This window comes from Bartonella vaga (assembly GCF_037070895.1).
GTDB lineage: Bacteria > Pseudomonadota > Alphaproteobacteria > Rhizobiales > Rhizobiaceae > Bartonella.
In genome coordinates this window covers 7,501-21,107 of the sequence record NZ_JAYMZK010000003.1, presented here as the reverse complement: position 1 = coordinate 21,107, position 13,607 = coordinate 7,501, and the positions used below count along the sequence as shown (strand labels likewise).

Genomic DNA, 13,607 nt, shown 5'->3' with positions numbered 1-13,607 from the left:
CTAGTAAAGCACCTTTATACAAATTTCTATTACTTGAAAGAATTCTCATCAACTTATTTTATAGTGTAGATTATGCTGACACTTTTTCACTCTCCTTTATCTTCTGGCTGCCGTTTCATACGTCTCATTCTCGGAGAATATAGTGTAAGCACTCAGCTTATTGTAGAATATGAATGGGCCAGAAGACACGAATTTCTCGCACTTAATCCAGCTGGGCATGTTCCTGTCCTTCTAGCGGAACACGAAGTTCCCTTATCAGGAGCTACCGTTATTTTCGAATATTTAGATGAAACACGTGGTAGTCTTCTCCAAGAAAATAAATTTTTTCCTGAGAACCCTTTAGATCGCGCCGAAGTACGCCGTCTCAATGACTGGTTTTTAAATAAATTTGAAAATGAAGCTACGCGCCATATTGTCCGAGAACGAATCGATAAACGTGAAATGCCACTCGCCATTGGCGGTGGTGCTCCAAATTCACAAATTTTACGCAATGCACGCGCCAATATTCGACCACATATGAATTACCTTAATTGGCTTTGCGCATCTCGTGATTGGTTAGTCGGATCAAAACTGTCTTATGCAGATTTAGCAGCAGCTGCTGCTATTTCTGTACTTGATTTTTTAGGAGAAATTGATTGGGAGCATTCTCCTGCAGCCAAAGATTGGTATATGCGAATTAAATCACGACCTTCCTTTCGCCCTCTTTTAACAGATCGCATTCGAGGAATTGCTGCTAGTCCTCATTATGGGGATCTTGACTTCTAAGCATCTCCCTAAACCAGTTAAAGTAATATTTAATATCATAGAAAATATAGTTTGATACCAATAAAGTTTTATCTACGAGTAATTTTTACTCTCCAAAAGTTATATTAAAAAATGTATTGTAGAACACTCACATTAATTTACTTTATAATGAGAACAAAGGTTTTTATCGTCATACGCCTTTATAAACCGGCGATTTCTTTACAAAACTAAAAAAGAAAAATTTTTTTCCTGTAGAACAAAAGAACCGTTGGAAAGAAGGAGAGAATTTTCCTATATTGCAAGCGCTAAATGTTATAAGGAGAAAAATATGCGCCTTACAGTTGTTGGTGCTAATGGCAAAATGGGACGTGAGCTCATTATAGCAATTCAGCGTCGAAAAGACATAGAACTTTGTTCTGCCCTTGTGCGTAAAGGATCACCTTTTGTCAACAAAGATGCTAGTACATTGATTAGCTCAAGCCTTCTTGGCGTTCGCATCACTGATGATCCTGAAAAGGCCTTTTCTAACACAGAAGGTATTTTAGATTTTTCACAGCCACAAGCCAGCCTTCTCTACGCCAACTATGCTGCACAAAAAGGGCTTGTTCATATTATCGGCACAACTGGATTTAGCAAAACAGAAGAAGCACAAATTGCAAATTTTGCAAACTACACAACTATTGTTAAATCAGGAAATATGAGCCTTGGAATAAATCTCTTAGCAAACCTTGTAAAGAAGGCCGCAAAAGCATTAGAAGCTAATGATTTTGATATTGAAATTTATGAAATGCATCACGCCGGCAAAATTGATGCCCCTTCTGGAACAGCTCTTCTTCTTGGCAATGCGGCAGCCGAAGGTCGCAATGTTATGCTAAACAATGTGAGTGTTAGTGAACGCTGTGGCCACACAGGTGAACGCAAAAAAGGCACTATTGGCTTTACCTGTTCACGAGCTGGAACGGTTGTTGGTGACCATAGTATCACGTTTGCAGGCCAAAATGAGCGCATTATTCTTTCACACATAGCACAAGAACGTTCTATTTTTGCCAATGGTGCATTAAAAGCAGCTTTATGGGCAAAAAATCACGAAAACGGTCTCTATTCAATGCTCGATGTTCTGGGGTTGAGTAACGAAGTTTAAACAATCAATGTAACGCAGGAAATTCACAATGGAACGTAGACTTGTACTAATCCGTCATGGACAAAGTGAATGGAATCTTAAAAATCTTTTTACCGGTTGGAAAGACCCAGATTTGACAGAAAAAGGCTGTTCAGAAGCAATAGAAGCGGGAAAAAAGCTTAGAGAAGCTGGTTTAAAATTTGATATCGCTTACACATCTGCCTTACAACGCGCGCAAAAAACTGCTCAATATATTTTAGAACAAATGGGGCAATCCAATTTGGAACTGATAAAAAACACAGCATTAAATGAACGCAATTATGGCGATCTATCTGGTCTAAATAAAGATGAAGTATGTCAAAAATGGGGGGAGGAACAAGTACAACTATGGCGTCGCTCCTATGCTATCGCGCCCCCTAATGGAGAGAGCCTACGCGATACTGGTGCACGCGTTTTGCCCTATTATCTTTACCATATTCAACCGCGTATTTTGCGCTCTCAAACTGTTTTGATCACAGCACATGGCAACTCTCTTCGTGCACTTATTATGGCACTTGAAGGCTTAAACAGTGAAGAAATTATATCTCAAGAATTAGCAACTGGTATTCCCATTATTTACACATTGAATTCTGACTCAACAATTGCATCAAAGATAATTGCCACGCCTTGAATTCATACAATTGAAATGGATGAAGAAATTCTTATAATTTTATTGACAGAGTTACCCCACAATATTAGATGCATTTTATAGCCCAGATGGCGGAAGTGGTAGACGCGCAGGTTTCAGGTACCTGTGCCGCAAGGCGTGGAGGTTCGAGTCCTCTTTTGGGCACCATATGTATCTAAACTTCATTTAATTGATTGATTATATATATAAATCTTTAATGTTCTGGGTACATAAACAAAAGTAAGAGAATAAAATCTTCAAACGTGCTTCTATAGCCTCTTCAGAATCAAAACTTCTTTTCAAGGGATTTTTTAGCTACTCCAAACATCCAAAGTGTTTGTATTTTCAACCTTTTAAACTCTCTCTCATTTAATAAAATCATAAGAAGAAATTTTACTTTCTTGCAATCGCTGTTTAAAAAGCAGATTTACATCCTGAACAGTTAAAAAAGCTACCATGCAAAATTCACTTTAGAAAGAGATGTGCTTAAACAGTGCATTCAACAGCTACGCAAATAATTGCGTGATCAAGATGAGCAACCTAACCAGACAAATTCTTTTTGCTAAACAAAATATAGGACTTCCTAAAACAACTGTCATTTGACGTGAATTGACACGAAGAAACAATCAGATAGAAATTAGTAAATTATAAATATCGGTCACTATGAAAGAAGGTATCAACAAATTGTCCTAAACCGATTTGTGGATCATTTCTGCTTATACCCCTGATCAGCTGGTATTATGGATAAATGAATGGTGTGTAAAAAATAAACAAGATCACTTTTCACATTATGCACACCTCTATCAGCAAACAGACTCTTTCGGTAACATTCTCAGCGGTATTATAGGAATTGGAACAATATACTATTCGGGACAATATTTCATAGGATACATCATCTCACGCCTGCTGTGGATCTTTCAAAATACCGTGGGAGGAGCATTGTTTATTTATCCATGTGTCTTTTCAAAGCCAGTATTTAGATTATCTAACATTCTTGGCAACTAATAATACCCCTCAGACGATAAAACTGATCACCTCAACAATTCATAAATGCTGGTACTTATGTCCCACCGTATAGGCGTCTCCTCGGCACAATATTTTTCAAATTCATTGATGTCCAAACAGTATGTTATTAATAAAAAATATAAGAATTTTACAAAATACTTTTCGCTCTTTTCTTCCACTATATGCGTAGCACTTCATTTTTCACTGCAATCAAATTGCTGTTATCGCGTTTTCGTTAATCCATAGATTCTATTTATACCACACAGATAGGTGAAAAATCCTGTTTTTTCAGAGCCTAACAAAAAACAAAAGCAACATATTTCTGGCATCATCAGTACCATATTCTTTAGTGGAAGAATATTTTCAGTAATGCTATTAAGTGCTATCTTTTTTCTTCCTGCAATAATACCACCATCTTATTATCTGCTATTACTAACCGTGACTTTTTTCATACACAGCTTTATCACCATGAGGTGGATAACAAACTCTCGCAAATCTAGATTAGAAGAAAACCCTATAACAACTACCCTCCTCAAATGATTTCTCTCAAAATACCTTTACGCTTCTTTACGGGACTGGTATATAAGCGTCTCACAATACGGTGCATATAATGATACAGAAACACTTACCGGAAACCGGTTCGTGATAAATTACCACCACATTTTGCCTTTTCTATATTTTAATACACACCCCCTCCACGAAACCTGCGCACCGCAAACAAAAAAGCAGATAAATTTTCTAAAATTAATAAACTAACCTCCCCTAACCACACCGAACCACACCGACCTACAATGTTAAAAAATTACATCATAACCTAATCAAAGATTTAAATTTATGCTCACCTCATCAGAGATTTAGACTCATTAATCCTCTTCTTATGTAAAGAAATAGACACAGGCTTTCCTTCTACTAAAGCTAAATTTCTTTCAGCTCTGTTAAAGACATTTTCACCTTTTTTGTTAACGATCTGATGTGCAGATTCTGGATTTTTTTCTACATATTCTGCTAGGCGCTTTTCACTGTACACGTGTTTATAAAAATCGATCGGAAGATACCCATCCACCTGATCACAAGGCACAAAGGCACCTTTATCACACAAAAGACCCTTAACATTGTCTCTGTGCATTTTTAATATCTTTTCCGATTGTTTACAAAGCTTCTTGGCTAGAGCCAAGCTAGCAACCCCACTTGCAGAGGAGAAACCTTGAATATCCATCTCTGCCCCGACAAAATGACAATCAGGTAATGCAATAGCTTCAAGAGCTGATTTCTGCACTGCAAACAACTCTGCTGCATTCGGATTGCTAAATTTAGTAGATTCAAAAAGTATTAAGGACGTCTGGCTACCGATAGCTCTATGATCAATTACAGCAAAATGAATTTCTGGATTCTGCAGACAAATTATAGACCTAGAAAACTGCACTCCTTTCTCGATACCTTCCTTTATCAATGCAGCAAAATCACCAGGGTCCTGAAAGAATTTAAGGTTCATATATTCATATCGTTCATTTGCCTTTTTGACAAATGCAGACATCATTGTAAGATCCGTCGACGAATAATTGGTAGTTAAGAAATTGCCAGACAGCATGTCGCTCTCTAAACTTGAAACAAGATTTCTTACCGATTTTTCACTGAACAGGGCACTGGGTGATCGCTCGCCTTCAACGGAGAGGCCTTCTAAACGGGCAAGAAGACTTTCTAGTGTTTCTTCCGCTTTATCACCTTCTTTTAAGGCACTTGGCTGGTTTGTTGCACCTTTTTGATTTGGCATAAATTAACTTCCTTATTAAGAATAACAAATAAGGATGCCAACATTATATTGAGGCAAAAATATGTTTTTTATTACCACCTTTCCATCTTAAAAGATGGAGAAGAAGAAGGGCTTTACTTAAACAATCTTCTTAATAGAGCTTGCCAAATCTAGATTGTATGCTCTTAACAAAAGGCTATAATTTTTGAAAATTCTGGATCTCAAAAATCTATAAGGATTGATAGAATCTTTATAATATTTGGTACGTTATCTTGAAGTGTTAAAATCAAAATTTTTTACCACAATCCTGATCTTCAACATCTCCACAATTAATAAATTGAAATAATATTATCCCAAAATCACATAAAAATTGATCCTGCTATTTCATTGCACACCTCCATAGATTTGTTTTCTTAAGCACGCTAATCTTCCAAGTATGATTTTATTAAAGCAGCACCCTTTCTGCATTATAAGCTCTTTGAAGCATTATTGTAGGCTAATCCGTGAAGCCTTTCTGCATTTTGTCCTGATAAGATACTTGAAGCACGAAGACAAACCAATTACTTCCACGCAAATAGTCAATGAAATCCCCTGGTCGCACTTCCAAAACTTTGACTGCTGCAATCAACCCCATTCATCATCAAACCGCTTTACACCTTCAAGTACTTCTGCTTTTTATTTGAATTCAACAGTGATCGTGTCCTTCTGCTCAATTTAACCGTTTAGATATGTTAAAAGGCCTATCATTTCTCAAGACTTGAGTAATAAATTATAGGGTTATGCGGTGGTGATTCGCTTTTTTAATTCTTTCTAGCAATCAAGTATTTTTTTCGTAGTCTGATGCTATAACCCAATGCCAAGATTAAGGCACTCATGCTTAAGAAGGTTCTAGCAAAAGCGATTTTTTACCTTTTGCATCAACGTAAGTACTGGTGAAATCAACTGTCTAAAATTTTTGAGCGTTAAGTTTTTCAAGCATTTTCCTGATTTGTGCACAAAACGATCACATCATTTGCTGCAAAATTCAAAAATTTCATAGCTAAAATCTTAAAAGGTTTTTAGATATACAACAAAACAAGCAAAAAGAATCAACAGAATAAAAATTCCAAAATTTTCATTTAACTAATTGATTTAATTAATTTATGGCGGAGAGGAAGAGATTCGAACTCTCGAGAGCCTTTTGAGCCCTACTCCCTTAGCAGGGGAGCGCCTTCGACCACTCGGCCACCTCTCCAAGGGAGTGCATAAAGGCTATCAAGAGAAAGTTCAAGACATTTTCGATTTTTTTCAAAAATATCTGAAATTTTTCTTTCATTTGTTTCTTGAACATGTTTCTTGGATAAGAAAAAAGTTAATAAATTGTGAATTTTGTTTTTTTTTATTATGTTGCCTTGAATATTGCATAAATATCCTTCAGAGAAGTAACTGCATATTTGTATTAAAAATATGGTTAATGTCATAGAATCGCGTATTTTGCTCAATTTCTCGTGAATAGAGCAACACGTGTTTTTTAATGGAAATCGAGTTACCTTATCATGGGAGAGCACAATGAATACTAGGATTCTCTTTTTAAGCTCAGTAACAGCTTTTTTAGCAATTCCTGAAGCACATGCAACTTCAACATTGACTACAAAAAAAGAGCCTGCGGAATATATTCGTGTTTGCGATGCATATGGAAAAGGATATTTCTATATCCCTGGAACAGAGACATGTATGCGTTTATCAGGAAATGTCCGCGCTGATCTTATGGGGGGTGATAACATCGATGCAACAACTAATGCTGAGTTAGCTAACAAACAGAAAACTTATGCTGCATCATCACGATTCACTCTTGTTTTTCAGACTGCTTCTGAAACAGAGTTGGGAACGCTTCGTTCATATGCAAGAATTTATTCGCAATGGAGCAATGGTGCTGATAAAGCTGGTGCAAAACTCGGAGCCGCTTACATCGAACTCGGTGGTTTTCGTGTAGGCCTTGATGATACAATTTTCAATAGTTGGACTGGTGATTATGGTAATGTGATAAACGATGACAGCATAGCGCCAGCAGGTATTACACGTACTAACTTTATTTCTTATACCTTTAGTGGTGACACTGGCTTTGCTGCTATTATCGGAGCTGAATTAGGTAATGCTGATAATCCAGCCAAGAAGGTATATTATTATATTGATGCAGATGATAAAATCATTGAGTTTCCTAATGATAAACTTCCAAGCAAAAGAGTAAAAAATTACACTCCAAATTTGGTTTTTGGTATAAAATTCATGCAAAAATGGGGTGGTTTTTCAACAGTTACTGCTTATGATGCTTACTACAAAAAATGGGCTGGTAAAGTTCGTGTAGATTTTAACTTCAATGATAATTTTAATCTTTGGATCATGGGTGGTTATAAAAATAACGTTGATTACTACACAAAAGATGAGGACGATTCGCTCGCAAGACAAAGTACAACAATCTATGCAAATTGGGGAGGGAAATGGGCTGCTTGGGCTGGGGCAACTTACAAACTCAATCCAAAGGCAAGTTTAAATGCTCAAGTTTCTTATAGTACCGTAAAAACCTTTGCCACTTCTGTAAACATCTCATACACACTGTTACCAGGTCTTGTTATTACGCCTGAGCTAACTTACGTTTCTTGGAATGATGATCGCACTTTCACAGGTCTAAACAACGGTGCACCACATACTCTGCGCGACAAAAGTGCCTTTCAAGGTATGATCCGCATCCAGCGTTCATTCTAGTTTTTTAGGTAACACTTTAAAAACTAGCAACCTATGGTGCTAGTTTTTGAAGTTTTTTATAATTATCATCATAATATCTCATGACATTTATCTTCTGTCAGATTTAACAAAGACTATTTACTTTGCAAAAATATTCCAAGAATCTGAACCAGATAAATGTTGATAATTACTTTCATAAAGCTCGTATATTTTTAGATAACAGCAAATATTGATTTCCAAGAAATGTGTTGCAAAAATTATGCACATATCTTCAGGAGCAACCAAAGATAAGATAGGTATATACGCAAACAATTATATAATAGATCACAGGAATATTCTTAGTAAAGATGGTAGTTTTAAAATAAATAATGAAAATTTTATAATTTTAGGTTTTGGATATACACCAAGAGTACCTACTCAAAAGTGGAAATGCTGTATAATTTTTAAAGTCTTGCAAACATAGTACTTATATTCTTCGCAATGAACATATTTTTCTTGTTTTATTCCTTCAAGCATTGCTAAATTCTGCCTATATACCATGAATTCAAAAGCTTACCTCTGCAAGCCACACACTTTTTTTCCTTTTTTCGCTCACTTCTTTATAGATAATTCTTACAGTATAAACGAGCTTCTTTTAGACGAACACAATTGGGAAAAAACACCCACTTCAGTAGTTAGATGTATTTAAACTAAACTAAGTTAAACTAGCTCGACGGAAAATACTTATCTACCAAAGCATAGATAATCGCTGCAGTTTCAACATCCAGAACCCCATCATAACTTTTTTGACGAAAATGAAGCTGAAATGCTCGAATCAAGTTATTGTATCCAACTTCGGTACATGCAATCGAAATGTCATATCCATAACGTTGCAACTTAGCCAAAACATCCGCTTTGGATGGAAAACTCTTACAGAACTGATCCTGATAGTGATCTTTTAGTTCATCATCATACCATGCCCCTACGCCTGCTGCATAAAGTTCTTTCCACGGAAATGCAGCTCCTGGATCACTCTTTCTTCCAACGGCAATATCACTGTGTCCCACAACATCGGTCGGCATAATATCTGGATATCTTTGAAGAATATTTAAAGAAAGTTCCTGAACTGCATCAATTTGCGTCGGATTATAAGGAGGAAATATAAAACCTTCATTGTTATAAGAAACCAAATTAACTGCCTCAGCCTGCAATTCACGCTCACCCTTATTAACTGGATTTAAAACACCTGCACCCTTTACAGCCACTTCATCAACATATTTACTTTTCTCTGAAGAATCTGAATGACCTGCGGCTAAATTAACTATTTCTATTCCAATAGATGTATCATTTATATTACTCCGCCCAGCCCATGAACTGACACCCGCATGCCACGCACGCTCGTTTTCATCAACTAAGTTAAAGATACGCAGCCCTTTAAATCCCGCCTCAATATACGTCTGCTCCGACGGGTCAGGAACAAGATAGTGGGAGCTAACATTCTCTCCTGTAAGAGCCATAAGCGACGCTTTAAAATTAAGTGCAGTGTAATGCATTACAAGAAAGCGAACACGACGATTAAAGCCTTTGATAGAGCGATAACTATTGTAATCAATCTGATACATCAAAATTTTTCCTCTTTTTACCATCACACATCATGACAGATAATTCAAAAATGAGTGTTGAGGCGACTTTTGGAAATTTTTGCGACACATTCCAACGTACAGACACAAAGCACCATACTTAATAATAGGCTCATCAAAAACATCCCCCCTTACCTAACAATTAATACACATCTTCAAAGTCTCTATACGCAACCATCAAAGTACTTCTGAGAGCACTTACAAACCAATAGCTCAGATATTTTCCCAAACAAATTCTTGAAAATTTACCACAAAATGAATAAAAGTATAGCAAAATCGCCAATAAAACACTTCCTCGCATTTTGCACATAAGACTGTCTCTTCTCTTATTAAGCTTTTGCAATAGCACGCACGCACACACCAGGCATAACACCTAACTCCTACGTGGTAGTATAAAAACATTACAAAGTGATTTTATGAAATTTTTGTGTCAATTTATTGACAGAAGAATTAACAATGCATATTTGCGATTTATTCTTCACTTGAATAGTTTCAATAAAAGTTGCAAGCTCTTCTATACATATTGTAAACAATCAAGACGCTTACTTGTTTTTTCATAAAGAGAATTTTCCGGTCATTATCTTTAAAATATATCACTCATTTATAAATAGACACGTTCTGAAAATTTTTCCCTGAACTGAAAAAATTTTTAAGAATCATTGTTATTTTATCTCTCAATAAAAATCCCCACACAATTTACGTATGCATATGAGTATCACTTACAGATAATAAATACTTGTTGCAAAAAAGTAATGTAGAGCTCTAACCTCAACAAAGTGTGAAAACCCAAATGACAACATCAACATTGTTCTGTGTGGCTATTTAGAATAAAAATATTTTCTAGTTAATTAACCCTATTTAACATTGTACGATGCCAAATAAAGCTGCGTCCACATATAAATCTATCTAAAACATCCCAAACAGTTTCTGCGTCTAATAGCAGCAATCATTTTTTGAATGTTTTATACTTTCATCATGTATTATTTTCTTTTCTTCGTTTGCGGATATTTTTTAAAACCAACCAAGCTGCATATTCTTGTAAGACCACAGCTAAAAACGGTCGCGTATAAGGAAAAGAAATATGATCATCGCCACAGTCTTTAATCCGTACAGTCATTGTGGCATGTCCAAGGCTTTCTTCTTGGTTTTCTAATATCTCTAAAGAAGGTGATAAGCTAACCTCAACCTCAAGCAGTGGAATATCTTTAGTATCTTTTTCTATTGGTTGAAAATGTTTTAAAAGCATTGGATCACTTGCATACCAATGAACTTCTGCATGCATTGCTAATTGCCCACGAGCAGTTGTGATCTCTGCAGCAACCAAACATGGACGAAAATGATTTTCAAATTCTTCGATTAAATGTTGTTCCAAAGGTGTCGATGAATTGCCGACTAGTTGTACAAGAACATAAGGGCTCTTCCATAAAAAATGTCGTTCAAATGGCTGATTTGCAAAATGACAATCAACCCAATGCGCAATTGTACTTTCATCTCTTCCAATCAAAGTCCACGCATATTGTGCGCGTGGTACAAGAGAATATTTCTTTTCACCGTGTTTTAAATAATCTTCTAAAAGTGCAAGAGCCTGCGTAGGTGGACCGGGTAAAGCCACGAGGGAACTTCCATTACAAAATAGAAAAAAACCAGGCGCTGTACCCGTAGGGTTATCAAGCACCTTTGCCTTCTCAGGAAATAAGGCTTGACGAACATTACTGGGATCCGCAGTCATACCTAAGCGTTGCAATTGACCTTTGATTGTTTTCCAAACAGCTTCATTATGAACCAATGGCTGCTGCACAGCTTGAGAAATCGCATCACGTGTCTTGTCATCTGATGTAGGTCCCAATCCTCCACTGACAATGATGAGATCTTCTTGCCCAAGACAAGCAACCACAGCCTCACTTATTTGCTGTAATTGATCAGCGCAAACAAAATGGCGTGTTACTTGAATATTTCTTTTTTCTAAGCTTTGACTTAAATCCTGTAAATTCGTATTCAAACATTGTCCTGAAAGGAGTTCATCACCAACAGTAATAACCGCAGCACGACACACAGAAATAGGATTCACTAAAGAATTGAGAACAGCTTCAGCCATCTGACGTGTAGTAGCTAAACCTCCTAGATCATAAGTAACACTTTTTCCAGAACGAATAACTTGATCAACACTCTCAGACAATTGTTGTGCTACCTCTTGAAAACCTAAATGCTCTAAGAGTAAAGCAGTGGTATACAGCATAGCAGAAGGATTTGCTTTATTTTGTCCAGTAATGCGCGGTGCACTACCATGAACAGGCTCAAAATAGGCAATTTTTCTTCCCACATTTGCACTAGGTGCGAACCCCAATCCGCCCATTACACCAACAGCAAGATCAGAAAGAATATCACCAAACATATTTTCAGCAACAATCACACCAAAACGCTCTGGTTTAGTTGAAATCCATAAAGCAATCGTATTAACATTATGAATTTCTGCTTCTATTTCTGGATAAGCTTGAGAAATTTTATCAAAAACTTCTTGAGAAAATTGACGACTTTCGCGCATAATATTTTGTTTATCGGCAAAAGTAACCCGCTTAAAACCATGTTTCCGTGCATAAGAAAAAGCGTATTCAAACAACCGTTCTAAACCAAAGCGCTTTTGTAAACGTACCGTCGATGCCGCTTCATCACAACCATATTCTTCTAAATTAGGATGTTTTAGCCATGCCGCTGCTTCAAGAGCTACACCACAAAAGTCTAATCCTGCATAAAGACCTTCGATATTTTCTCTGATTACGCAAAAATGAAAAGGCCTTCTTGAACCAACGATATATCTTATAGACCGTATATTCGCAAATATATTCAATTTTTGGTGAAACTGAATAATAGGAGAAACATAAGAAAGTTTTTTCTTTTTTAAATCCGGTGAAAGCTCTTTTAAAGCTGCATCTTTTCCTTTACTGTTAACAGCTCCAAGCAAAATAGCATCACTCTTAGCGATTTTTTGCCAAGTCGCTTGAGGGACTGAATCTCCCTCCTGTTTCCAACATTTCCAACCAATATTACCATAGATTAATTCAATCGGTAACTGCAACTGCTCTAAGATCATCAGTGCAGCATCACAAACCTCAGGTCCTATTCCATCACCAGGTAACACGAGAACTTTCTTTTTCATAATTTATCAATCCATTCATTAACAATTGCATACGTCATTGAAGGATTATCGTCCCATAAACGCGTACCCGCACTAGAGATAATCTTATATTCATGATTTAAACGATAGCTTTGAGTTTGATTATTTACAGTTGCGAACTGTGACTTTTCACCCACCAAGGCTAAAAATTTTCCACCATATTTAACAATCTCACTCCTTGCATCCATGTCTAAAAGTAATCGAAAACCCCTTTGCATACGTTCAATAGCCATATTTTTTTTCTTGCTAGGAATCTTTGCGCGTACCCTTTTCTTAATTTCTCCAAGAGGTTGGATCAAAATATTTAATGTTTCCAGAGCTTTTGATAAATCACCATCCTCTAATAAACTAAGAAGATATTTAATGCGCTGTTGCAAAAATGCATCTGGATAACCCGGTGCATTCACAGCAAGCACAGCCTGTATATCTGGAAGTCGCGCTGCCAAAATCTGTACCAATGTTCCCGCCATGGAAAATCCCACAAGCAATAAAGGCCCTTGAAAGCGATCTTTAAGTTTTTCGGTGATTATGGGGAGAACTTCAATCGCAGCAGAACTACCAGAAAAAAGGGATAATGTATCTATTAGAGTAACATGAAATTCTTTTTCTAAGAACAGTTTTGTAAGAGGAGAACAAAAAGCCCCTTTATCCCAGACAGGCATTACGGGAGAAAAAATAACAATATGTGGGTTCATGTTACTGGTATTTCTCTGCACTTTTTAAAACTTGAATAATCACCAGCAGGTGCTTTTTTTGCTCCCAAGTTCAGTCCTTAATTTACTAAAACTTCAAAGAAAGCAATAAAACTC

The 13,607-nt window shown here is 36.5% G+C and carries 9 protein-coding genes and 2 tRNA genes; 5 read left to right on the top strand and 6 right to left on the bottom strand.

Annotated features, from left to right (window positions below; all coding sequences use genetic code 11):
* Positions 1-72 precede the first annotated feature (72 nt).
* The 4 genes from WCP76_RS02895 to WCP76_RS02880 all read left to right on the top strand — a co-directional run bounded on the left by WCP76_RS02895 (position 73) and on the right by WCP76_RS02880 (position 2,699).
* Complete coding sequence (locus WCP76_RS02895; protein ID WP_336294194.1) at positions 73-765, top strand: glutathione S-transferase family protein; 693 nt, start codon at positions 73-75, stop codon at positions 763-765.
* A 307-nt stretch (positions 766-1,072) separates the two neighbouring features.
* Entirely contained in the window at positions 1,073-1,885 is an 813-nt protein-coding gene (dapB, locus tag WCP76_RS02890) for a 4-hydroxy-tetrahydrodipicolinate reductase (protein ID WP_336294193.1), read from the top strand.
* Between the two features lie 28 nt (positions 1,886-1,913).
* On the top strand, positions 1,914-2,534 hold the full coding sequence (locus WCP76_RS02885) for a 2,3-bisphosphoglycerate-dependent phosphoglycerate mutase (protein WP_336294192.1): 621 nt from the start codon (positions 1,914-1,916) through the stop codon (positions 2,532-2,534).
* A gap of 80 nt (positions 2,535-2,614) precedes the next feature.
* Positions 2,615-2,699: transfer RNA gene (locus WCP76_RS02880), tRNA-Leu, on the top strand.
* Positions 2,700-4,374: 1,675 nt separating this feature from the next.
* Here the strand turns inward: WCP76_RS02880 and WCP76_RS02875 are convergent.
* The 3 genes from WCP76_RS02875 to WCP76_RS02865 all read right to left on the bottom strand — a co-directional run bounded on the left by WCP76_RS02875 (position 4,375) and on the right by WCP76_RS02865 (position 6,520).
* Complete coding sequence (locus WCP76_RS02875; protein ID WP_336294191.1) at positions 4,375-5,307, bottom strand: YopJ/AvrA family T3SS effector serine/threonine acetyltransferase; 933 nt, start codon at positions 5,305-5,307, stop codon at positions 4,375-4,377.
* 475 nt (positions 5,308-5,782) lie between these two features.
* Entirely contained in the window at positions 5,783-5,920 is a 138-nt protein-coding gene (locus WCP76_RS02870) for a hypothetical protein (protein WP_336294190.1), read from the bottom strand.
* Between the two features lie 509 nt (positions 5,921-6,429).
* Positions 6,430-6,520 (bottom strand) — tRNA-Ser (locus WCP76_RS02865).
* Between the two features lie 314 nt (positions 6,521-6,834).
* Here WCP76_RS02865 and WCP76_RS02860 point away from each other — a divergent pair.
* Positions 6,835-8,028 carry a porin gene (locus WCP76_RS02860; RefSeq protein ID WP_336294189.1) on the top strand — a complete coding sequence of 398 codons (1,194 nt, stop codon included), beginning with the start codon at positions 6,835-6,837 and terminating at the stop codon, positions 8,026-8,028.
* 683 nt (positions 8,029-8,711) lie between these two features.
* Here WCP76_RS02860 and WCP76_RS02855 read toward each other — a convergent pair.
* The 3 genes from WCP76_RS02855 to WCP76_RS02845 form a co-directional block, all read right to left on the bottom strand.
* On the bottom strand, positions 8,712-9,608 hold the full coding sequence (locus WCP76_RS02855; RefSeq protein ID WP_336294188.1) for an N-acetylmuramoyl-L-alanine amidase: 897 nt from the start codon (positions 9,606-9,608) through the stop codon (positions 8,712-8,714).
* Between the two features lie 991 nt (positions 9,609-10,599).
* The gene (locus tag WCP76_RS02850) at positions 10,600-12,780 is read right to left on the bottom strand and encodes an isocitrate/isopropylmalate family dehydrogenase (protein ID WP_336294187.1); all 2,181 of its coding nucleotides are present in this window, start codon (positions 12,778-12,780) and stop codon (positions 10,600-10,602) included.
* Positions 12,777-13,493, bottom strand: a complete 717-nt coding sequence (locus WCP76_RS02845; RefSeq protein WP_336294186.1) for an alpha/beta hydrolase family protein — start codon at positions 13,491-13,493, stop codon at positions 12,777-12,779. The genes WCP76_RS02850 and WCP76_RS02845 overlap by 4 nt, the downstream gene beginning before the upstream one ends.
* Between the last annotated feature and the right edge of the window lie 114 nt (positions 13,494-13,607).

Bases quoted from the DNA above. Each gene is read 5' to 3' on its own strand.
- WCP76_RS02885 (WP_336294192.1), top strand. From the start codon at position 1,914: ATGGAACGTAGACTTGTACTAATCCGTCATGGACAAAGTGAATGGAAT.
- WCP76_RS02860 (WP_336294189.1), top strand. From the start codon at position 6,835: ATGAATACTAGGATTCTCTTTTTAAGCTCAGTAACAGCTTTTTTAGCA.
- WCP76_RS02855 (WP_336294188.1), bottom strand. From the start codon at position 9,608: ATGTATCAGATTGATTACAATAGTTATCGCTCTATCAAAGGCTTTAAT.
- WCP76_RS02895 (WP_336294194.1), top strand. From the start codon at position 73: ATGCTGACACTTTTTCACTCTCCTTTATCTTCTGGCTGCCGTTTCATA.
- dapB (WP_336294193.1), top strand. From the start codon at position 1,073: ATGCGCCTTACAGTTGTTGGTGCTAATGGCAAAATGGGACGTGAGCTC.
- WCP76_RS02845 (WP_336294186.1), bottom strand. From the start codon at position 13,493: ATGAACCCACATATTGTTATTTTTTCTCCCGTAATGCCTGTCTGGGAT.
- WCP76_RS02875 (WP_336294191.1), bottom strand. From the start codon at position 5,307: ATGCCAAATCAAAAAGGTGCAACAAACCAGCCAAGTGCCTTAAAAGAA.
- WCP76_RS02850 (WP_336294187.1), bottom strand. From the start codon at position 12,780: ATGAAAAAGAAAGTTCTCGTGTTACCTGGTGATGGAATAGGACCTGAG.
- WCP76_RS02870 (WP_336294190.1), bottom strand. From the start codon at position 5,920: ATGGGGTTGATTGCAGCAGTCAAAGTTTTGGAAGTGCGACCAGGGGAT.